Annotated in this window: 19 protein-coding genes; 4 read left to right on the top strand and 15 right to left on the bottom strand. The window is 69.9% G+C overall.

What is annotated here, in order from left to right; all coding sequences use genetic code 11:
- Positions 1-95 precede the first annotated feature (95 nt).
- The 6 genes from ABNF93_RS03570 to ABNF93_RS03545 form a co-directional block, all read right to left on the bottom strand.
- On the bottom strand, positions 96-1,820 hold the full coding sequence (locus ABNF93_RS03570) for a glycerol-3-phosphate dehydrogenase/oxidase (protein WP_349326064.1): 1,725 nt from the start codon (positions 1,818-1,820) through the stop codon (positions 96-98).
- A gap of 2 nt (positions 1,821-1,822) precedes the next feature.
- Positions 1,823-2,515 (bottom strand): class II aldolase/adducin family protein, encoded by a 693-nt coding sequence (locus tag ABNF93_RS03565; protein ID WP_349326063.1) that lies wholly within the window; start codon positions 2,513-2,515, stop codon positions 1,823-1,825.
- Positions 2,512-4,065, bottom strand: coding sequence for an FGGY family carbohydrate kinase (locus tag ABNF93_RS03560; RefSeq protein ID WP_349326062.1), 1,554 nt, complete (start codon positions 4,063-4,065; stop codon positions 2,512-2,514). Before ABNF93_RS03560 ends, ABNF93_RS03565 begins: the two co-directional genes overlap by 4 nt.
- Positions 4,062-5,138, bottom strand: a complete 1,077-nt coding sequence (locus ABNF93_RS03555; protein WP_349326061.1) for a 2-hydroxyacid dehydrogenase — start codon at positions 5,136-5,138, stop codon at positions 4,062-4,064. The genes ABNF93_RS03560 and ABNF93_RS03555 overlap by 4 nt, the downstream gene beginning before the upstream one ends.
- Positions 5,139-5,247: 109 nt before the next feature.
- On the bottom strand, positions 5,248-5,892 hold the full coding sequence (locus tag ABNF93_RS03550) for a histidine phosphatase family protein (protein WP_349326060.1): 645 nt from the start codon (positions 5,890-5,892) through the stop codon (positions 5,248-5,250).
- A 277-nt stretch (positions 5,893-6,169) separates the two neighbouring features.
- Entirely contained in the window at positions 6,170-7,657 is a 1,488-nt protein-coding gene (locus ABNF93_RS03545) for an FGGY-family carbohydrate kinase (RefSeq protein WP_349326059.1), read from the bottom strand.
- 145 nt (positions 7,658-7,802) lie between these two features.
- On the opposite strand from ABNF93_RS03545, the gene ABNF93_RS03540 reads away from it, so the two are divergent.
- Positions 7,803-9,014 carry a damage-control phosphatase ARMT1 family protein gene (locus ABNF93_RS03540; RefSeq protein WP_349326058.1) on the top strand — a complete coding sequence of 404 codons (1,212 nt, stop codon included), beginning with the start codon at positions 7,803-7,805 and terminating at the stop codon, positions 9,012-9,014.
- A 48-nt stretch (positions 9,015-9,062) separates the two neighbouring features.
- Here ABNF93_RS03540 and icmA read toward each other — a convergent pair whose 3' ends face one another.
- The 7 genes from icmA to ABNF93_RS03505 all read right to left on the bottom strand — a co-directional run bounded on the left by icmA (position 9,063) and on the right by ABNF93_RS03505 (position 16,047).
- Entirely contained in the window at positions 9,063-10,769 is a 1,707-nt protein-coding gene (icmA, locus tag ABNF93_RS03535) for a coenzyme B12-dependent isobutyryl-CoA mutase large subunit (protein ID WP_349326057.1), read from the bottom strand.
- 142 nt (positions 10,770-10,911) lie between these two features.
- The gene (locus ABNF93_RS03530) at positions 10,912-11,427 is read right to left on the bottom strand and encodes a MarR family winged helix-turn-helix transcriptional regulator (protein ID WP_349326056.1); all 516 of its coding nucleotides are present in this window, start codon (positions 11,425-11,427) and stop codon (positions 10,912-10,914) included.
- 99 nt (positions 11,428-11,526) lie between these two features.
- Positions 11,527-12,522, bottom strand: a complete 996-nt coding sequence (locus ABNF93_RS03525; protein WP_349326055.1) for a phosphatase PAP2 family protein — start codon at positions 12,520-12,522, stop codon at positions 11,527-11,529.
- Positions 12,523-12,771: 249 nt separating this feature from the next.
- Positions 12,772-13,434: a PH domain-containing protein gene (locus ABNF93_RS03520; RefSeq protein WP_349326054.1), complete on the bottom strand. Its 663-nt coding sequence runs from the start codon at positions 13,432-13,434 to the stop codon at positions 12,772-12,774.
- On the bottom strand, positions 13,431-13,598 hold the full coding sequence (locus tag ABNF93_RS03515) for a hypothetical protein (RefSeq protein ID WP_349326053.1): 168 nt from the start codon (positions 13,596-13,598) through the stop codon (positions 13,431-13,433). The genes ABNF93_RS03520 and ABNF93_RS03515 overlap by 4 nt, the downstream gene beginning before the upstream one ends.
- A gap of 184 nt (positions 13,599-13,782) precedes the next feature.
- Positions 13,783-14,796 carry a methylmalonyl Co-A mutase-associated GTPase MeaB gene (gene meaB / locus ABNF93_RS03510; RefSeq protein ID WP_349326052.1) on the bottom strand — a complete coding sequence of 338 codons (1,014 nt, stop codon included), beginning with the start codon at positions 14,794-14,796 and terminating at the stop codon, positions 13,783-13,785.
- A gap of 60 nt (positions 14,797-14,856) precedes the next feature.
- Positions 14,857-16,047 (bottom strand): acetyl-CoA C-acetyltransferase, encoded by a 1,191-nt coding sequence (locus ABNF93_RS03505; RefSeq protein WP_349326051.1) that lies wholly within the window; start codon positions 16,045-16,047, stop codon positions 14,857-14,859.
- 88 nt (positions 16,048-16,135) lie between these two features.
- Between ABNF93_RS03505 and mce the strand changes: the two genes are divergently transcribed.
- From mce to ABNF93_RS03490, 3 genes are all read left to right on the top strand, one after another.
- The gene (gene mce / locus ABNF93_RS03500) at positions 16,136-16,630 is read left to right on the top strand and encodes a methylmalonyl-CoA epimerase (RefSeq protein WP_349326050.1); all 495 of its coding nucleotides are present in this window, start codon (positions 16,136-16,138) and stop codon (positions 16,628-16,630) included.
- Between the two features lie 249 nt (positions 16,631-16,879).
- Positions 16,880-18,184: a hypothetical protein gene (locus ABNF93_RS03495; RefSeq protein ID WP_349326049.1), complete on the top strand. Its 1,305-nt coding sequence runs from the start codon at positions 16,880-16,882 to the stop codon at positions 18,182-18,184.
- 253 nt (positions 18,185-18,437) lie between these two features.
- Positions 18,438-19,628, top strand: coding sequence for an AI-2E family transporter (locus tag ABNF93_RS03490; protein WP_349326048.1), 1,191 nt, complete (start codon positions 18,438-18,440; stop codon positions 19,626-19,628).
- A gap of 191 nt (positions 19,629-19,819) precedes the next feature.
- On the opposite strand, the gene ABNF93_RS03485 is transcribed toward ABNF93_RS03490, so the two are convergent.
- Together ABNF93_RS03485 and ABNF93_RS03480 are read right to left on the bottom strand one after the other, a co-directional pair.
- On the bottom strand, positions 19,820-20,605 hold the full coding sequence (locus ABNF93_RS03485) for a ThuA domain-containing protein (RefSeq protein ID WP_349326047.1): 786 nt from the start codon (positions 20,603-20,605) through the stop codon (positions 19,820-19,822).
- A 116-nt stretch (positions 20,606-20,721) separates the two neighbouring features.
- Positions 20,722-21,885: a Gfo/Idh/MocA family protein gene (locus ABNF93_RS03480; RefSeq protein WP_349326046.1), complete on the bottom strand. Its 1,164-nt coding sequence runs from the start codon at positions 21,883-21,885 to the stop codon at positions 20,722-20,724.
- Between the last annotated feature and the right edge of the window lie 49 nt (positions 21,886-21,934).

Here is a 21,934-nt window from a genome sequence, read left to right as displayed (position 1 = left end):
ACTTACGGGGCTTTTGCCGGCCTCAAACGCCCGGTTTCCGCCTCTTGATCATGGGAGATCCGCAGACTCTTCATGATCACGATCATGATCACGGATCAGGTCGAGTCCGGCGAATCCGCGAGAGAGCGCCAGGTCTCGACGGCCTTCTCGTCGGTCGGCATCTCCGCGGCCCGGCGCTCGGCGTCGACCATCCGGCGATAGGCCGCGATCTCCTCGCCCCGCCGCGTGTCGTCCCAACCCAGGACCTCGCCCATCAACCGGGCCGCGTTCGGCGCCGCATGCGTACCCCGGTCAGCGGTTTCCATGAACACCCGCGTGCGGCGAGCCAGCACGTCGACGAGATGGAGCGCACCTTCGGCCTGCACCGCGTACACGACCTCCGCGGCGAGATAGTGCGGCGCACCGAGCAGGGGCCGGCCGAGGGCCGGGTTGTCGGCGATGAGGTCGAGCACCTCGGTGACGAGGGTGCCGTAGCGGCCGAGCAGGTGGTCGATCCACTCCACGTCGAGACCCGCCTCGCGGGCCAACGCCTCCCGCTGGTGCCGCAGGGCCTCGAACCCCACCGCACCGAGCAGCGGCAGCCGGTCGGTGGTGGACGCCGGGAGGGTACGACGAAGAGGGCGGGCGGCGGCGCTGACCGCGTCGCGGGCCATCAGCCGGTACGTCGTGTACTTGCCGCCGACCACCGTGACCATGCCCAGCGGTCCTTCGACCACGGTGTGGTCCCGCCGGACCGCCGCGGTCGAGTCGGTGCCGAGCAGGCCGCTCGCACCTCCCCCGGTACGGGCGAGGAGGGGCCGCAGACCGGCATAGACGCCCACCACGTCGTCGTAGGTGAGTTTGCGCCGCAGCCAGCGGTTGGCATGGTCGAGCAGATAGTCGGTGTCGGCCCTGGTCGCGAGTGGACGGTCCCGGTCGTACTCCCACGCGGTGTCGGTCGTCCCCATCAGCCAGTAGTCGAACCACCGGCGGATGATGAAGACGCTGTCGCGAGTCTTCGCGATGAGGCCGGTACGCGACTCGATCCGGTCGGCGGGTACGACGACGTGGACCCCCTTCGCCGCCGTCACCATGAGGTTCTGCTGACCGGCGAGCGCCTGTACCTCGTCGGCCCACACACCGGCGGCGTTGACGACGACTCGCGCCGACACATCGACGTGGTGGCCGGACTCGAGATCGTGGACGCGTACGCCCCGCACCCGCCCGGCCTCGCGGATGGTCGCCACCACGCGCGCCCGGGTGATGATCGTCGCGCCGAGACTCGCGGCTGTCCGGGCGACGGTCATCGTGTGCCTGGCGTCGTCGACGCGCACGTCGTGGTACTGCACCCCGCCGGTGATCCGGTCCGGCCGCAACGCGGGCATCTCGGCGAGGACGGCCCGCCGCCGCAGGTGCCGGTGCCCCGGCACGCTGCGCGAGCCGCTCAACCGGAACAGGTCGTACAACGCGACACCGGCCCCGACGTACGGACGCTGCCAGTGTCGGGTGAACGGGAAGAGGAACGGCTCGGCCTCCACCAGGTGTGGGCACAGCCGTTCGACCATCAGGTCGCGTTCGAGCAGGGCCTCCCGGACGAGCCCGAAGTTGAGCTGTTCGAGATAGCGCAGCCCGCCGTGGAAGACCTTGCCCGATCGCGATGACGTACCGCTCGCCAGGTCGTCGGCCTCGACCAGCACCACGGTGAGCCCGCGGGCCACGGCGTCCAACGCGACGCCAGCACCGGTCACGCCACCACCGACGACCGCGAGGTCGAAGCTGCGGGCGCCAAGCGTCCGCAGCTGCTCTTCCCGGCGAGCGGCGGAGAGGCGGGACCGGTCCATCCTCACCCGCCGCTGGTCTCGCCGGACGGCTCAGCCTGGTCCACCGGGACGGCCTGGCCGTACGTCGCGAACTTCGCGATCACCCGCTCGATCTCCTCCGGTGGCAGCTCGCGCGGCCGCAGGCCCATCGCGCCGCCCGCGGTCGAGGCCCGCAGCCAGACCTCGCACAGCCATTCGAGGTAGTGGTTCAGGGTGTACGCCTGGGCGAGGCTCGCGCCGACCGTCACCGTCCCGTGGTTGGCCATCAGGGCGCCGGTCCGTCCTTCGAGGGCCTCGATCACCGAGGAGGCGAGTTCGGGAGTGCCGTACGTCGCGTAGGGCGCGACACGGACCGCTCCGCCGAACAGCGCGACGAGGTAGTGGATCGACGGCAACTCGTCCACGAGCAGCGAAACCGCGGCCGCGGCGGTCGCGTGGGTGTGGACCACCGACTGGTGGGCGGTCGTGGTGTAGACGGACAGGTGCAGCGGCATCTCCGAGGTGGGTTCCAGCGGCCCCTCGACGAGCCGGCCCTCGAGGTCACACACGCAGACGAGTTCGGGGGTGAGGGCGTCGTAGTCGAGGCCGCTCGGCGTCGCGACGACCAGATCGCCGACCCGGATGCTGAGGTTGCCCGACGTACCGACCACGAGGCCGTCGGGGCGCAGCGACTGTGCGTACCTCACGACCTCAGCGCGCTCCCGCTCCAGTTTCATGCCGGACCTCCAGATGCGCCGGGCTGGTCGTCGGCGCCAGCAGGGTGGCCGCGAACTGCGTCGGACGGATGAGTCAACGAACGCTCCTTCCATTCCGTGCGGGCCCGGCCGACGGCGGCGAGGTATCGCGCGTACTTCTCTGCGTAGACACCCATCGACGCGGGCGCGGGTTGCACGACGGCGGCCGGCTCGGTCCATCCGCCGGTGTCGACCCCGGTGTCGACCCCGGTGTCGATTGCGGCGAGCCCGGCGAGTACTGCCCCATAGGCTCCCACCTCCGGTTTGGCGGCGACCCGGACCTCCCGGCCGAGGACGTCGGCGAACAACTGCAGCCACTGCCGGCTCCGGGTCCCGCCGCCGCAGCACGTGACCTCCTGCAGGGTCGTCCCACCGGCGCTGGCCGCCTCGAAGCAGTGTCGGGCGGCGAACGCGATGCCCTCGCAGACCGCACGTACCAGCTCGCCGGTCGACGTGTGCATGGTGAGCCCGTCGAGGCGGGCGCGTGCACCCGACTCGACGAAGGGCGCCCGCTCCCCCGCCGGCGAGAAGTACGGCAGGCAGTCGACCCCACCCGCACCCGGCTCCGTTTCCGCGAGCAGGTCGTCGACCTCCGCATGGGGAACCCCGACGCGGGCGAGGATCCAGTCCAGCGCCGCCGTACCCACCATCGCCGGCATCGCCCGCAACCACTGGCCGGGCGTGGTGAGTGCGAGCGTGAGCCCGGCGACCTCGCCGGAGAGGTCGAGGGTGTCAACGATGACTTGACAGGCGAGGGTGGTGCCGACGATGAGGTGACCCTGGCCGGGTGCGGTGACGCCGGAGCCGAGCGCGCAGGCCGGCAGGTCGAACGGCCCGGCGGTGACCGGCGTACCCTCCGGCAGGCCGAGCAACGTCGCCGCCTTCCCGGTAAGACCGGCCGCCGGCACGGGTTCGACCACGGGCGCCAGCAGGTCTGCCCGGTGGGCGAGGCCGCAGTGGTCGAGAACGTCTCGTGCGTACGTCCTCGTGGCCGGATCGAGGAACGGCTGCGACGCGTCGGAGGCGTCGGTCGCCCGCAGGCCGGTGAGCCGCTGCATCACCATGTCCTTGCAGTAACCCGCCGTGCGGGCTCGGTCGAGAACGTCAGGCTCGTACGCATCGAGCCAGGCGAGCACCGGCCCTGGTGACCCGGGGAACATCGCCCCACCCGTACGCCGGAACGCCGCCTCGACCGTGCCGTCGGCCTGCCACCGGTCGACGATCACGGCGGCGCGGGCGTCCATCCACGACACGGCCGGACGGGCGGCGTGACCGTCGGCGTCGACCAGCCACACGCCGTCGCCCTGCCCGGTGAGGGCGATCAGCTCCGGGGGCGCCGCGCCGCCGCCCACCAGCTGCCCGATCACGCCCGCGACCGCCGCGAAGACGTCGTCCATGTCCTGCTCGAACCACCCCGGCCGCGGGCTCACGACCTGTGCGGGCTGGGACGCGACCGCGAGCTGGCGACCATCGGTGTCGAAACTCGCGGCCTTGATGACCGACGTACCGATGTCGACGCCGATATAGCTCACGTGGCGGCCCCCAGCACGTCCGGGTTGGCGCAGTGCAGCGGTGGCTCGCCGGCGAGCCACCTACCCACCTCGTCGGCACAGATCCGGGCCGCGCGTTCGGCCACCTCGCGACTGCAGCCGGCGATGTGCGGTGCCATCACGATGCCGCGGGTGGTGAAGAGACGCGAGTCCGGCGGGAGGGGTTCGGCCGGGTAGACGTCGAGACCGGATGCGGCGAGGTGGCCGGAGTCCAGCGCGTCGCAGAGTGCGTCGTAGTCGAGGAGCCCACCCCGTGCGGTGTTGACGAGCACCGCGTCCTCGGGCATGGCCGCCAGCTCGGCGGCACCGATCAGATGTGTCGTCTCGGGGGTGAGCCGCGCGTGCAGGCTCACCGCGCGCGACCGCGCCAGGAGATCGGCGAGGACGTCGACCCGCTCCACTTCGGGACCGAACGCGTGCGCCGGCGCGACCGGGTCGTACGCCAGGACATGGGCGCCGAACGCGGTGAGGATCCGGGCGACGATCCGGCCGATGGCGCCGTAGCCGACCAGACCGACGGTGGAGCCGTGCAGTTCGAAGCCGGCGGAGTCGTAACGGAAGTAGTGGTCGGGCCAGCTACCGCTGCGGAGCTCGGCGTGGCCGGCCGCGATGTTGCGGCACGTCGCGAGGAGCAGGCCAACAGCGAACTCCGCCGCGGCCTGGGCGTTGCGTCCGGGTGCGTAGCAGACGGTCACGCCGGCCTCGGTGGCCGCGGTCAGATTGACGTTGACAGGCCCGCCGCGGGACACGACGACCAGCCGCAGGTCGTGGGCGCCCGCGAAGACGCGCTCGGTGAACGGTGCCAGGTGGGTGACGACGGCGTGGACTCCGGCGAGGGCGTCGATCATCGTGTCCTCATCGCCCGCCGCCTCGGTCACCTCCGCGACATCGCCCCACGGTGTCGTCGGCCAATCCAGCGCGAGTTCCTGGATCCTTGGTCCCGCACCGATCCGGTCCCGCAGAGCCCGCACCAACAGGTCCGTACGTACGAACTCATCCCCCACCGCCAGAATCCGGTGATCATGATCGTGATCATGAAGACTTCCGGGCTCCACAGCCCCGTCATCCTTCACGGACCCGTCAGGCTTCATGATCACCACATCCCCCTCGCGCGGTCACCGGGTCGCTGACCCCCTGTCATCCGACGTCATCCGACGAGTCCGGTCACCAGCTGTGCGCCCCCAGCACGAGCGGCGGGTTCCACGCGACCAGACCCCAGGAATCTGCCGTACGCCGCAACACCGCACCCGTGGCGTTGCGGATCACCGGGAACGCCGAGCGGTAACGGCCAGGCGGGAGGCCGAGCAGGTCGCAAAGGACGATCCGCAGGAAGGTGCCGTGCGCCACGACGAGTACCCGCTCGCCGCGTTCGCCGGAGGCGAGGTCGGCCAAGGCCGCCCGCCCGCGGGTCAGCGCGTCACACGGCGCCTCGCCGCCCGGGAACGGATGGGAGTACGGATCGGCCTCGAACGCCGCCCGCTCCGCCGGGAACTGCTCCCGCATCTCGGCGGCGGTCAGGCCGTCGGCGGCGCCGAAGTCAAGCTCGACCAGGCGTTCGTCGAGCACCAGGTCGAGCCCGGTCTTGCTGGCCACCGGCTCCGCGGTCTGGCGCGCCCGCCGAAGCGGCGAGGCCACGATGCCGGACAGCCGGGCAGCCGCCGCCCACTCGCCGAGCTCGAGCGCCTGCGCCTGGCCGCGATCGGTCAACGGCAGGTCGGTCCTGCCGGCATAGCGGTTCTCTGCGTGGTAGGGCGTCTCGCCGTGGCGGATCAGGAACACGGTCACCTGGGTGCTGGTGCGCCTCGTCACGCATCGACCATAGACCGTCGCCGCAACCCCTACGCCCGCCATGCGCCCCGACTGGTGTTCATGACGGCTCGCCCGTGCTTTGACCTCGCCCGCGGAACTTCTTGACCGCAAGTGTCCGCCGTGATCATGACGGCTCGGCCGTGCTTTGACCTCGCCCGCGGAACTTCTTGACCGCAAGTGTCCGCCGTGATGATGAAGGAAAAGTGGCGCATACTCGACAAAACTTTCATGATCACGATCATGATCACGGGACGCAGGGTCTGGGCGGACGTCCCGATCAGGACAGCCAGCCGCGGGAGCGGAGTTCGGCCCGCCATCGGACGTAGGCCTCACTCAGCCGCTCCGACGCCTCGGCCCGGGGTACGAATCGCCCCCGTATCCGCACCATCTTGGCCGCCGCGTCCTCCAGCGAGCCGTACGCCGACCGCGCCGCCAGCACCGCCATCCCGAACGCTCCGTCCGCCACTTCCGGCACCACCACCTCGCCACCGAGGATGTCGGCCTGGAGCTGGCACCAGTACGCACTGCGGGTTCCCCCGCCGGTGAGTCGGACCGACGTACCGACCGACGCGCCCAACCCGCGCACGTGGTCCAGGCTCAACCGTTCGACAAAAGCCACTCCCTGCAACAGCGCGGCGTAACGATCGGCATCATCGCGGGGCGACCCCACCGTGAACCCCACCGCGTCCGCGCGCCGGAACGGGAACCGCTCCCCCGTTCCCACGAGGGGATATCGCAGGCACCCAGCCGGCTCCCGCGCGGCGGCGGCCTCATCGAGCGACGCCAGGTCGGCGCTGCCGAACTCCGCCGCGAGCGCACCCGCGCCCGCGCTCGATGCGCCGCCCGGCCACCATGTCCCGTCCGGGCTGCGATGGGAGTAGACCGCACCGCTCGGATCCCGCAGCGGCTCCTTCGTGGCGCCCTTGAGGACCAGCGTCGTGCCGAGGACGAAGTTCCAGGAGCCGACTGCCAGCGCACCTGAAGCGACCTGCGCGGCACATCCGTCGGTGAGCCCCGCGAAGACCTGCGTGCCGGCAGGGATCCCGGTGAGCGCGGCGGCCCCCGCGCCGACCGCTCCGAGAATCGCCCCCGGCGGGACCACAGCGGGCAGCCGAGCGGCGTCGAGCCCGCAGCGCTCGAGAACGTCCACCGGCCACTCGCCGGTCTCCAGGTCGACACCGGTCTTCAGCGCGTGACTCCAGTCGGTCGCGACCGGTACGCCGACCAGCCGGGAGGTCACGACGTCTGCCTGGTGGGCGAGTCGCGCCCGGCGCGGCACGTCGGCGTGGTCGAGCAACCACAGCGCCTTGGCGAGTCCCCAGGTCACCTGCGGCCGGGCGCCCGCGGTGAGCCATCCCGGCGCCGGCGCCTGACCGATCCGGTCGGCGTACTCCACTGCCCGACCGTCGTCGTACATCAGTGCCGGCGACACCGGCCGCGACGGCTCGTCACCCGCGGACTCCACGAAGAGGACGGTCCCCGACGTGCTGCACACCGACAAGCCACGGATCCGCGCGCTGTCAAGGTCGCGCGTGGCGGACCCGGCGGCACGGATGAACGCCGACCACCAGTCCTCCGGGTCCTGTTCGTGCCGGTGACCGTCCCGCACACTCGTCAGCGCGACACCCGCGCGCGCTACCACCTGCCCGTCCCCGGTGGCAGCGATGACGCGGACGCCCTGAGTACCCAGGTCGACGCCCAACCAGATCGCCTCGTGATCCCCGCCGGACCCGGTCCGCGGGCTGGACCCACCACCGTGTTCCACGCGGGCCTCCCTGACCACGACGGCTGCGACGCTTCAACGGTAACGGTCAGGAGGGGTGCCGACGCCTCCCACTCGACCCGGTTGGTCGTGTCGAGTGGGAGGAGCCGAATAACCTCGGTGGCACCAGTCGCCATCATCGAAGTAGGTGCGGACGCCACTCGTGCAAGAGACATCCGACCGACCGCCGACGATCCACAGCAACGAGCCCGGCTCGTTCCCGTGGAGCGTTCTCCACGACCGTCACCCGGAACTGATCCGCCGGGTTCTCGACAGCCATCCGTACCCACCCCGGCACCAGCATCGGCTGCGGCTGCTTCTCGAGCAGGCCACCGGCGGTGTGATCGAGCCTCTCGACGACACCGCGGGCGACCACGAACGCTGGCGGGAGTCGGCCCGGCCGTACCTCGGCAAACGGTGGTACGACGTGCCGTGGCTGTGGGCCGAGAGCTACTTCTACCGCAAGGTCCTCGCAGCGGTTGGCTACTTCGACCCCGGTCCTTGGCAGGGCGTCGACCCGTTCGCGCCGATCAAGGACGCCGAACTGCGAGGCGCCGGAGTCGAGGCCGAGTTGGCGGGGCTGGACGAGCTCACCGACCTCCCCGACGACGAAGTCGACCGGGCCGTGCTCCAGGCGGCGCTGTGGGGCAACCGCGCGGACCTCGGCTTCCGCATGATCGCGGACGGAGCAACGGACGGAACAACGGACGCAGCAACCGACGGGGCAACGCCGGGGACGATCGTCGACGACAGCGCTCGCCTCTGGACCCTGCTCGACCCGGCGCGTCCGGGCAAAGTCTGTGTCATCGCGGACAACGCGGCACAGGAACTGCTGCCCGACCTCGTCCTCGTCGACCACCTACTGCACTCCGGTCGGGCGGACGTGGTCGTCCTGCACGTCAAGCCGTACCCCTACTACGTCTCTGACGCCACCACCGCCGACACGCTCGCCTGCCTCCGCCGGCTCTCCGCGGCGCGCGGGCAGGCGTCGGTACGCGGGCAGCGCCTCGCCGAGGCGATCAGGACCGGACGGCTCACGCTCGCCACGCACCCGTTCTGGTGTGCTCCGTTGACGTTCCACGCGATGCCCGTCGACCTGCGGGCGGACTTCGCAGACGCCAGCCTCACGATCGTCAAGGGAGACCTGAACTACCGGCGACTCGTCGACGATCGCGTCTGGGCACCGACCACGCCCTTCGAGGAGCTCACTGCGTACTTCCCCAGCGCGGTAGCCGCCCTGCGGATCCTCAAGTCTGATGTCGTCGCCGGCCTGCCCGCGTCGGCGGTGGAGACCCTCGACGCCACGAGCGATGACTGGCGGACCAGCGGCAGCTACGCCCTGATCCAGGTCCGGAGCTGATCCCAGTCCGGACCTGGATGCCAGTCCGGGCCAGAACTCGAGCGGCCCTCAGAACATCGCGGGCTCGCGGTAGTCGCCCCACTCCTCCTTGAGCGCACCGCAGATCTCCCCGAGGGTCGCCTCGGCGCGCGCCGCCTCCAGGATCACCGGGACGGCGTTCTGCTCGGTTCGCGCCACCTCCCGCAACCGTCTCAGTGCGGCGTCGACCTCGGTGTGCGACCGCGCCTTGCGGCGTTCGGCCAGCACGCGGACCTGTTCGGCCTCGACCTCGTGGCTCACCCGCAGGATCTCGACCTCGCCGGTCACGGTGGAGGTGTGGGCGTTGACGCCGACGATCTTCTTCTCGCCCTTTTCCAACGCCTGCTGGTAGTCGAACGCGGCCTCGGCGATCTCCGCCATGAACCATCCGTCCTCGATGCCGCGCAGCAATCCGGAGGTGATGGTCCCGTCACCGCCCATGTCCTTGATCCGGGCGAAGGCCTCCTCCGCCTCGGCCTCGAGCCGGTCCGTCAACGCCTCGACGTACCACGACCCGCCCAGGGGGTCCGCGACGTTCGCGACCTCGGTCTCCTCCCGCAGAACCTGCTGGGTACGCAGGGCGATCTCTGCGGACTGCTCCGACGGCAGGGCGAGCGTCTCGTCGAGCGCGTTGGTGTGCAGGGAGTTCGTGCCACCGAGAACAGCGGCCAGTGCCTCCACCGCCGTACGCACGACATTGTTGTACGGCTGCTGCGCCGTCAGGGACACGCCAGCGGTCTGGGTGTGGAAGCGCAGCCACTGCGCCCTTTCGGTCTTCGCGCCGTAGACGTCGCGCAGCCAGCGCGCCCAGATCCGCCGCGCCGCCCGGAACTTCGCGATCTCCTCGAAGAAGTCGATGTGCGCGTCGAAGAAGAACGACAGCCGCGGCGCGAACAGGTCCACGTCCAACCCGCGCGAGAGTCCCAGCTCGACGTAGCCGAACCCGTCCGCCAGCGTGAACGCCAACTCCTGCGCGGCCGTCGAGCCCGCCTCGCGGATGTGGTAGCCCGACACCGACAGCGGCTTGTACGCGGGAATCTCCTTGACGCAGAACTCCATCAGGTCGCCGATGAGCCGCAGGTGCGGCTGCGGCGGGAACAGCCACTCCTTCTGCGCGATGTACTCCTTGAAGATGTCGGTCTGCAGCGTGCCGTTGAGGCTGGCGATGTCGACGCCCTGGCGCTCGGCCGCGACGAGGTACATGCAGAAGATCGGCACGGCCGGACCGGAGATGGTCATCGACGTCGTGACCTCTCCGAGTGGGATGCCGGCGAAGAGCACGTCCATGTCGGCAGCGGAGTCGATCGCCACCCCGCAGTGCCCCACCTCGCCGAGTGACTGTGGCTCGTCGGAGTCGCGTCCCATCAGGGTCGGCATGTCGAACGCCACCGACAGCCCACCGCCGCCGTTCGCGAGGATCATCTTGTAGCGCTCGTTGGTCTGTTGGGCGTTGCCGAACCCGGCGAACTGCCGGATCGTCCAGCTCCGTCCGCGGTAGCCGGTGGGATAGAGCCCGCGGGTGTACGGAAATTCCCCCGGCCAGCCGATCCGGTCGAAACGCGGGAGGTCGGCACCTTCCGGCGGACCGTAGACCGGCGCTACTTCGTCGCCGGAGATCGTCGTACGCCGGAAGTCCTGCCCGCCGCCGCCCGGCCCTCCGGACCGGATCTTGCGCGCTGCCGCTTCGTACCGCTCCTGCCAGCGGCCCCGACCGGCTTCGATGTCCTCGACGCTCATGGTTCCTCCCGGCTGTGAGGTGCCCTTGTGAGGCGCCCACCGCCAGGATAGTAGGACGTCCAACTACCGCGCCGTGAACACCGGTCGGAACCTCAGGGATCGACGGATTCCGGGACGAGGATCAGCCCGGCATTTCCGGAAGTCAGGGGAGAAAGTCGCCCGCGTCGCGACGGACCCGGGTCAGTATGTCGTGCACCCCGGCAAGACTCTCGTCATCGAGCGGGTCCAGCCCGAAGCGCATCCCCACCAGCTCCTTGGTGGTGGCCCCCACGACCGCGCGACCCTCATCGGTCACCTCCGCCAGGACGCCACGACCATCCTCCGGATGGGGTGTACGCCGGACCAGGCCGTCGCGTTCGAGCCGCCGCACGATCGAGGTCACCGACGTCGGATGCACCTGGAGCCGCTCGCCCATCTTGCCGAGCGGCAGCGCGCCGGTCCGCGTGAAGGTCAACAGCACCAACGCTTCGTACCTCGCGAAGGTCAGGTCGTATCGCCGCAACACGTCGTCGAGCCGGCGGAGGACGATCTGCTGCACCCGCATCAAGGACGTGACCGCCCGCATCGGCTCGACGGCCGCGTCGGCGCCGAAGTGGCTCTCCCACTGCCGGGCCGCCTCCTGAACCGGGTCGAACGGCAGGGGCCTCCTCTTAGCCATGACGAGGAACGTAACAGGGGCCTGGGCGGCCCAGGTTCACGACCCAGGCGGTGGGCAGGACCGGCTCCATACCGGGCCCGGCCACCTCGACACGGGTCGTCAGGACCAGGACGAGGACCGCGGCCTGACGACAGCCTCGGGCTCGCGACCGTCCGGGCCGGCATCCTCACGTCCGCCCTTCCGGCGGGACACGACGCCGCCGACCGACGTGGAACCGGGCGCCGCCGGATGCCGCGTGGTGGGCACCAATCCGCGCCCACCACGGGACGAGGATGCCCGGGCACTGTGCGCCAGCTCTCTCGTCACCGGCTGCGGAAGCTTCGCCATCGCCGGCTTCGTCTTACCCACGACGACGGGGCGGAGGCGTTCGATCACCCATTCGGCGACCACCCAGGTCGGCCCGGCCAGCCGCCGGAGCCAGTTGACCAGCGGTACCCATTCCCGGTCGGCGGCGAGGGAGACACACAGCAGGGATGTGCCGATCAACCCGCCGGCGATCAGATCACTCAACCAGTGCGTGTGCCGATACACCGAGACGAACGTCATGAGGACGAACAGGAACACCACGCCGATGTGCAGGACCTTGCGCTGCCACTCCCGCACGTAGGTGTAGCGGAGAAGCAACGCCGCGACCAGGCCGTAGTGGAAGATCACGTTGGCGGCGTGACCGGACGGGAAGAGCACGTTGTCGCCGACGAACATCTCCGGCCCACCGGTGCGCGGGCTCTCCCGCCCACTCGCGAGCTTCAGGACGCCGACAGCGAAGTTGAGCGTGATGGTCAGGACCGTGCTGATCACGAGCGCGCGCATGCTGCCGATCCGCCGACACACCACCCAGGCGACGATGATCAGGAGGGGTACGCAGACCTGCCGCTGCCCGATCCGGTCGATCATGTCCGCGACGTAGTAGGAGTACGGCCCCTCGTAGGGCCAGATGCTCGCCGCCCAGGCGTCCAGCCGGATCATCGGACCGTTTCGACCGAGATCGGCGAAGATCACCAGAGCGGCGGCATAGAGCCCCACCGCCAGAGCAGGCAACGCCAGGCGCCCGGCGCGCGACTCGTCCCGGTGTTCACCCGAGACTCGACCGTGCATGACGTGCCGACTCCTCTCGCTCGACGATGGGGCCACCTCCGCGGGCGGCCGTCATTCATGGCGTACTCGACGATAGACGGGGGGCGCCTCGGCGGAGTTCCTGCTACCGCGTCTTGTCGCGGAGCGTTACCGAACAGTTCACCGTATCCTCACCGGAACCAGGACATCCATCCCGGTTTTCTCATCCGGACGGTGCACGGTCCGAGATGCACTTTACCCAGCGTGCCTGAAAAGGCAGCAGCCGTCGGCTCAGCGAGGAAGGCGGCGGGCGGTCGGCGGTCCGGGGCGGCGTGGATGGTTGGCCCGGACAGTGCGGACGACCTTGGACGCACCGCCGCCGCCGGCGGCCTCCGCGGCGGCCTGGTCATCCTCGTCCTGTTCCTTGGCCGTGGCGCGCAGGCCGGCCCGCTGGAGCAGCCGCTGGATGGTGAGGTCGCGCTGGTCGGGCTTGCCGACGAACTTGATGTCGCGCAAACCCTGCTCCTGCGCGGCGGACTCGAAGATGAAGTGGCCGTAGCCCAGGATCCGGCCGATGAACGGCTTGTCGACGGTGATGTCGAGGATTCGCATGATGGGCGTCGTCGCGATCTTCTTGGTGAGAACGCCGCTGACGCGGAAGACCCGCATGTTGGTGATGACGAACCGGTCCATGTGTTCGCAGAGCGCACGCCACCCCGCATGGCCCAAGATGATGAGCGCGCCCGCGAACGGCACCCACGCCGCCTCGACCGGCAGGTAGAGCATCGCGACGAACAGCGCGAGTGCGACGAGGCACTCCAGGACAGGCATGAGATAGACCACCCAGTGGTGGCGTACCTCGTCGACGACGACCTCCCCCTCGTCGGCGAGGAGATGACGCACGATCTTGGGATCAGCGATCGCGCGCCGAAGCCAGCGAACGGGTCCGGTCACGCGAAGACGGAGGTCAGGAACGCGATGATGGCTTCGAACGCGTCACCGATCATGCCTCCCGCGCCCCGGACCGCTACCGCGGCACCCTGTGGGTTGGTGACCAGATAGAACGCGACCAAGGCGATAGCAAGCCAGCTCACCACCTTTTTCGTACCAGCTGTCACGCTTGCCACTCCTCCCGATGAGTCCTACTCGGCCTTTATGCGTGCTGTAGCCCACTACAAACTCTAAGTACGAAGTTACCCGCCGCAAACTGCAATCGGCGTACATGTCATCGCCTGGCCGTTAAAGCCTAGGACATGGTGGCCGCCTGAGGCCGCCAGGCGCGGCGAACCCGCGAAAGAGGTTTCAGGTCGCCGCGGACCCTCGAAGCCGCGCGGATCCGGTGCCCTCGCCGACGACCTCGGCCACCAGTTCGTCGGCAGCGGAATAGGGGTCGAGCTCGCCGGCAAGCACCCGCGTCGCGAGTGCGTCGACGCGCCGGTCGTGCGGCAGCAGGTCCAGGCGTTTGCGCAGGTCGACCAGGGCCAGTGCCTCGATCTCCTCCCGGGCGCGGCGGGTCCGCCGCGAGCTGAGCTCCCCGCTGGCGCGCAGATGGTCCCGATGCTGCGCGACCGCCTCCACCAGGGCGTCGATGCCGTCGCCGGAGGGTGCGACAGTACGCACGATGGGAGGCCGCCACGCGCCCTCCGGCCGCTCGCCGAGGCTCAGCATGTGACGAAGATCGCGACCGAGCCGGTCCGCGCCGTCCCGGTCCGCCTTGTTGACGACGTAGACGTCACCCACCTCGAGCAGGCCGGCCTTGGCGACCTGGACCGCATCGCCCATGCCGGGGGCGAGCAGGACGAGGGTCGTGTCGGCGAGGCCGGCGACCTCCACCTCCGACTGCCCGACACCGACGGTTTCCACGAGGACGACCGAACACCCGGCGGCGTCGAGGACCCGCAGCGCCTGCGGCGTCGCCCAGGACAGCCCGCCGAGATGGCCGCGGGCCGCCATCGACCGGATGAAGACCTCGCGGTCGGTGGCGTGATCCTGCATGCGTACGCGGTCGCCGAGCAGCGCGCCGCCGGAGAACGGCGACGAGGGGTCGACGGCAAGGACCCCCACCCGCCGACCCTGCTGCCGGTACGCCGTCACCAGGGCCGACGTGCAGGTGGACTTTCCCACACCTGGTGCGCCGGTGATGCCGATGACCTCGGCCGAGCCGGAGTACGGTGCGAGCGCGGCCGCCACCTCGCGGAGTTCCGGCGCCGCGTCCTCGACCAGGGAGATCAGCCGGCCGATCGCTCGTGGATCGCCGGCGCGGGCGTGTTCGACCAGCTCGGAGACCGGCTGGTTCCGGCGTAGGACCGCGGTCAACGTCGCCCCACCGTCATCTGCTGTCTAACCCTCATCGTTCCGCCGTTGCCCGCCGGACCGTCACTCGCCAACCGCCGGCACCCGTACGACGAGGGCGTCACCCTGCCCCCCGCCACCGCACAGCGCCGCGCAGCCGACGCCTCCGCCCCGGCGACGGAGCTCGAGGGCGAGGTGGAGGACGATGCGAGCCCCCGACATGCCGAGCGGATGGCCGACCGCGATCGCTCCGCCGTGGACGTTGACCTTCTCCTCGTCGAGACCCAGCTCGCGGAGGGACGCGACCGCGACGGACGCGAACGCCTCGTTGATCTCCACGAGGTCCAGCGCCGTAGGGTCGATGCCCTCCTTCTCACAGGCGGCACGGATCGCGTTGGCGGGCTGCAACTGCAGAGACGAGTCGGGCCCCGCCACGACGCCTTGCGCGCCGATCTCGGCGATCCACGCGAGGCCGAGCCGCTCCGCGGCCTCCTTGCTCGCGACCACCACGGCGCATCCGCCGTCGGAGATCTGGGACGACGAACCGGCCGTGATCGTGCCGTCGGGACCGAAGGCCGGTGTGAGGCCGGCGAGCCGGTCGGCGGTGGTGTCGGGCCGAATTCCCTCGTCCTCGGCGACGACCAGGGGTTCGCCCCTGCGCTGGGGAACCTCGACTGGCGCGATCTCGTCGTCGTACACGCCGTCCTTGCGGGCCGCCGCCGCCCGCTGGTGGGACCGGGCGGCGTAGACGTCCTGCTCCTCCCGGCCGAGCCCGCGCTTGGCGTTGTGCGTCTCGGTCAGCTCGCCCATGGCCGCGTCGGTGAATGCGTCCCACAACCCGTCGAGGACCATCGAGTCGACGAGCGTCGCGTCGCCGTAGCGGACACCGCGGCGCGAGTCGGGGAGCAGGTGAGGTGCGTTGGTCATCGACTCCATTCCGCCGGCCACCACCACCTCGAACTCACCGGCGCGGATGAGCTGGTCGGCAAGAGCGATCGCGTCCAGACCCGACAGGCACACCTTGTTGACCGTCAGCGCGGGGACTGTCATCGGGATGCCGGCCTTGACGGCGGCCTGACGTGCGGTGATCTGCCCCGTCCCGGCCTGCAGGACGTGGCCCATGATGACGTACTGCACCTGACCGGGTGTGACCCCACTGCGGTCCAGGGCGGCCTTGATCGCGATGCCGCCGAGATCGACGGCGGAGAAGTCCTTGAGCGCACCGGCCAGCCGGCCGATGGGGGTGCGCGCGCCCCCGACGATGACCGTTCTCACCCTCTCAACCCTACGCGTGAGCGCCGCCGTCGGCAGGTGGGCGCGAGCCGAGGGGTATGGAGTCGGCAGTGACGGAGAGGATGGGTCCATGCCTGAGAAGAACCCAGACCCGGCAGCCGCCCCGACCGGAGACCCCGAGCCGACACCTGCGGTGTTCCGTTCCATCGACCACATCGGCATCGCGGTCCACGACCTGGACGCCGCGATCGAGTGGTACGCGGAGAAGTTCGGTATGCGCGTCGTCCACATCGAGACGAACGCCGACGAGCACGTCCGCGAGGCGATGCTCGAGGTCGGCGAGTCGGGCCCGCTCCTGCAGCTGATCGCTCCGCTGGACGAGGAGTCGCCGGTAGCCAGATTTCTGGCGTCCCGCGGCGAAGGGCTCCACCAGATCGCCTACACGGTCGACGACGTGGAGGCCGCCACCACGACCCTGCGGGAGCGTGGCGTCGACACCCTCTACGAGCGGTCGCACGCCGGCACCTGGGGATCGCGGGTGAATTTCGTCCACCCGAAGACCGCCGGAGGGGTCCTGGTCGAACTCGTCGAACACCCCGACGCGTCGTCGGGTCCGTCCAGGTGACACACCCAGCACGCACTGCCGGTTCGAGGAGAAAAATGAGAATCCGCCGCGGTGGCTCCCCGCGAGCGAGCGCGACATGCCAAGGTTGGACGTGGAGCGCATGGGGCCTGGCCGGGGCACGTCGGGATTGGCCAACTTTCTCAGTTGGTGACCTGGCGGACCGATGTCGGCACCCCACCGCCCCGAGCTGGCGACATAGCGTGAAGACGGGCACCATGGGGAGATTGGCCGAGGCGGTGAGGAGAGCAGATGTCTGAACCCGACGAGGGCCTTGACCTGCTGGACACGGGTAGTGCCGTCGGCACCTTCACGACCGTCCTCCTCGGGTATGACCGGCAAGAGGTAGACACTTGTGTGGGCATGCTCGAGTCGAGGCTTGACGAGCGTGACCGCAACATCGGTGAGCTGCACCGCGACCTGGTAGCCACCCAGCGTGCCCTCGAGGCGGCTGGCGAGCCCACCTGGGCCAAGCTGGGCCGGCGCGCCCAGGAAATTTTGCGGCTGTCCGAAGAGCAGGCCATCGACGTCGAGACCCGCGCCGAGGAGAAGGCGGCGGAGGTTCGCGCCTCCGCCCAGAGCGATGTCCGCCGACTTGGCGACGACGCCGAGCGCACGGCGGCGGAGACCCGGCGCCGTGCCACCGACGAGTCGGAGAAGATCCGCAACGCCGTCGAGGAAGAAGCCGACCGGATCATCAAGGCGGCGCAGAAGCGTCGCGAGGACATCCTGTCGCAGGCGAGCGAGACCGCCACCCGGCAGCTGCGGGAGCTGGAGCAGAAGCTCAAGACCAAGCGCCAGAGCACCGAGCACGAAGTCTCGGCGATGCTCGCGGCCGCCGAGCGCGAGGTGGCCGAGCGGCGCAGCACCGTCGCGGGAATCCTGGAGAAGGCCCAGCGCGAGGCCGCCACCCTGCACACCAACGCGACCGCCGAGGCCGAACGCCTCACGTCCCACGCCGAGCAGATCCTTCGCGATGCCGAGAAGCGCGCCCAGGAGAGCGACCAGAGCACCGAGGAGCGCCTGCGCAAGGCGAACGACCGGGTGACCCAGGTCCTCTCGCGCTCGCGCCGTGACGCCGAGCAGATCCGCAAGGAAGCCCGCGCCGAAGCCGAACGGATTACCCGCGAGGCCGACGCGAGGTCCCGTGAGGACGCCGCGGCGACCGAACGACAGATCGCCAGCCTGCGCCGCCAGCGCGACGACCTGATCGAAAGCCTGACCCGGTTGCGTGACCACGTGAGCGTCATCACCGGCGTACCCGACCAGCAGCGCGCCATGGGAATGGGACCCGCCCGTCCTGGCGCGCCGACCGGCCCCATCGGTGCCCCGACCAACGGACCGCCGTCGAGCCCGCAGGCCCCGAGCGGCGCGGCGGGCGCGGGAGCCGGCGCGGCACGGTCAGCGGCATCCGCCGACCACCCGTCCCGCCCGGGTGGTGGCACTCCCCCCGACGCGAAGAAGTCCGGACCCTCGCAGCCGTCGACCAGAAAGCCCTCCGGTGACAGCGGGCCAGACCGGCCCCAGTCCGGCGCCAGCAACCAGCGGGCCCGCTGAAGGCCACACCAGGACCGTCGGTCGCACCCGGCTGCCGCCATCGGCGGTAGTCGCCGTACGGTGAGACCCGTCACGGACGTCGGTGTGAGAGGTGGCTCGCAGTGGCTGGGCAGGCGGTATGGGTGACGGGCACGTGATGGCGCCACCTCCGCAGGACGCGGCGCCAGGATCGGCCCCGACAGAGACCAGCAATGGTGGTTCCGTGCACCCGACCCCCGAGTCGGCGGCCGCAGATCCGGCGGATTTGGATTCGGTGCCGGGACCCACCACCCAGGGCCCAGCGACCGGACCTTCGGGCCGCCCGCCGACCGGTGCAGCGGACGAGGGTCGGGCCGGGACGGCGCCCGCGCTGGGCGGTGCATCGGCCTCCAGCACCGCGGGACCCACGTCTTCCCTCGGACTGCCCGGGGCTCGGCTCAGCCGCCATTCGCCGTTCTACATCGGTTTCTTCGGCGCCCTCGGTGCCCTGCTCGCCTGGCAGCTCGCCGGCATGCTCGCCTCCGCGCGCAGCGTCATTCTCCTGCTCGTGGTGTCGATGTATCTCGCCGTCGGACTCAACCCGGTGGTCGAGTGGTTCGTCCGCCGGAGGGTACGACGCGGTCTCGCCGTCGCGGCAGTCTTCGTCGGCGTCGCGATGATCTTCGGGCTCATCGGGTTGGCGATCATCCCGGTCGTCACCGAACAGGTCACCGCCCTCGTCAACCAGGTGCCGGACTGGCTCAAACAGCTGCAATCCGACGACAATCTCCGGCGGCTCGACGAGGAGTACGAGATCACCAAGCGGGTCGAGGACTACATCACCAGCGGAGGTCTCGCGGAACGCCTCTTCGGCGGGGTGCTCGGCGCTGGGAAGATCGTGTTCAGCACGCTCTTCTCCGGCTTCACCGTGCTGGTGCTCACGCTGTACTTCCTCGGGTCACTGCCCGCGACCAAGAGCACGTTGTACAAGTTCTTCCCGCGGTCACGCCGCACCAGAGTCACCCAGCTGGGCGACGAGATGCTCGACCGGGTGGGCAGCTACGTCGGTGGCCAGATCGGAGTCGCTGCCATCGCCGCGGTGTCGGCGTTCATCTTCTTCATGTTTTCCGAGCTACGGGAGTACGCACTCGCGCTCGCGATCGTGGTCGCCGTCCTCGGCCTGATCCCGCTCATCGGTGGCGCCATCTCCGCCGTGGTGGCAACGTCGGTCGGGCTGCTGATCGACTGGCGGATCGGTGTCGCCTGCCTGATCTACTTCGTCATCTACCAACAGATCGAGAACTACGTGATCTACCCGCGGGTGATGCAGAAGTCGGTCAACGTACCCGGCACCGTGATCGTCATCGCCGCGATGGTGGGCGGCTCGCTGCTGGGAATCGTCGGGGCACTACTGGCCGTACCCACCGCGGCCGCGATCCTGCTGCTCATCCGTGAAGTGATCCACCCACGGCTCGAAGACGCCTGACACCAGCCCAGCCCGCTGCGTCCCAGCCCGCTGCGTCCCCGCGCCGCTGGCGGCAAATGACCACGCTGAGCACGCGCGCAGCGGTTGAATGACCACGCTGAGCATGCCCGTGTTCGCCAAAGAGGCGTCGACACCCGTTCCGGGTGCCGAACGCCTGCTCAGCGTGGTCATTCACCGACCAGCACGGAACGTCAGGACTGTGCCAGGCGCGGGTCAGCCGTGGAGAGCGTCTCCCCGGACTCGTACCACCCGGTCGGGCGCCGCGACACGCTCGGCGTCCGGCGCTCCGGCTCCGTCGGCGCGGCCCACGCCACAGCGTTGGCGATCACCTTGAGGACGTCCGGGTGGTGGTAGACGGGGTACTCCTGGTCGCCAGGACTGAAGTAGAAGACCCGCCCGTGTCCCCGGCGATAGGCACAGCCGCTGCGGAAGACCTCACCGCCGCTGAACGAACTGATGAAGATCAACTCGTCCGGCTGCGGGATGTCGAAGTGTTCGCCGTACATCTCCTGCGCCGGGATGATGATCGGGCTGGGGATACCCGCCGCGATCGGGTGGTGCGGGGCCACCGTCCAGACCAGCTCACGGTCGTTCTCGCTGCGCCAGTCGAGTACGCAGCTGGTACCCATGAGCTTGCGGAAGATCTTCGAGAAGTGGGCCGAGTGCAGGACGAGCAGTCCCATGCCGGAGAGCACCTGCTGCTGCACCCGGTCGACCACCTCGTCGGAGACCTCGCCATGGGCTGCGTGTCCCCACCAGGTGAGGACATCGGTCTCGGCGAGGACCTCGTCGGTGAGTCCGTGCTGCGGCTCCTGCAGGGTCGCCGTGCGTACGACCGCACCGTCACCGAGGTTGGCCCTGATGCCGGCGGCGATCGCCGCGTGCATGCCGTCGGGGTAGATCTCCTTGACGGATGCGTCCCGTTGCTCGTGGACGTTCTCGCCCCAGACTGTGACCCGGATGGGGGACGCGCTCATGTGTTGCTCCCTCGCGCTTCAAGGCAGGTGGGTTGGTCCGCTCTACAGGTGGATCGCGGGACCGTTGGACTGTGGACTGACCCTGACGTTTCGCGGCCAGGGTCCATCATGACCTGTCAGAGCAGGTCGAGGACCGGCACCTCTCGGCCCTCCAGCGCCGACTGGTAGCAGGCGTCGATGATGCGCGCCCGCGCCAGGCCGTCGCGGCCCACGTGCGCGGACCAGTCACCGCCGTGGATGGTCTCGACGAACTCGCGGACGACGGCCCGGTGGCCCTCACCGCGTCGCACTTCCGGCCGGATCTCGGCCGCGGCCCCGCCCACGTCGGTGTAGATGCGGAGCGTGTCCTCGACGGCGTAGTTGGGGACGGCGATCTCGGCGCCACCGTCGGTGCCGTAGAGCGTCACGCCGAAGTGGTCGCCCGACTGCCGGAACGTCGCCCAACTGGTCTCGAGTGCCAGCACTCCCCCGCCGTCGAGGCGGAGGTAGGCCGTGGCGAGGTCCTCGACCTCGTACGCCGACCCGACGCCGACCTTCGTCGACCAGGCCGAGCCGCCCAGGCCGCGGGGCCCGAGCTCGGCGAACGTGGACGCGCTGACGCTCAGGACCTTCGGCTCACCCAGCAGGTACATCGCCATGTCGAGCATGTGGACGCCGAGGTCGATGAGCGGCCCACCGCCGGCCATCTCACGGTTGGTGAACCAGCTGCCGAGGCCCGGGATGCCGTTCCGTCGCATCCAGTGGGTCTTGGCGTAGTAGACCCGACCGAGCTGGCCGTCGTCGATGTGCCGCTTGAGCACGGTGACGTCGCCGCGCTTGCGGTGGTTGAACACCACCTTCAGCACGCGGCCGGCCTTGATCGCCGCCTCGGTGATCCGCTGCGCCTCGTCGCCGGAACGCGCCAGCGGCTTCTCGCTCAGGACGTGCCGGCCGCCTTCCAGCGCCGCGATCGCGATCGGGGCGTGCAGCTGGGTGGGTGTGGCGACGCTCACGGCGTCGAGGTCGTCCCGTTCGAGCAGATCCTGCCAGCGCTCGTAGAGGTAAGGAATGGCGTGTTCTTTGCCGAGCTCTGCCAGCCGGTCGGCCTCCAGCCCGGCGAGGCCGATGACGTCGACGTCGGGCAGTTCCTTGTAGCCCTTGAGGGCGGCCTGTCCGGCGAACCCGAGACCGACGACGCCCACCCTCAGAGGTCGGACGGGTTCGGGGACCACGGGTTCGGTACGGGTGGACTCAGAAGGGGCGGCCGCCTTGGAGGCAGCCGCCGATAAATTCTCGCTCATCGCTACTCAGTGTAGGGAGGACTTCCGACACTTTCGGGCGGCGCAGGCG

This window comes from Actinopolymorpha sp. B9G3, assembly GCF_040120725.1.
Taxonomy (GTDB): domain Bacteria; phylum Actinomycetota; class Actinomycetes; order Propionibacteriales; family Actinopolymorphaceae; genus Thermasporomyces.
The sequence above is the reverse complement of the archived record's forward strand: the minus strand, read 5'-3'. Positions and strand labels throughout refer to the sequence as shown.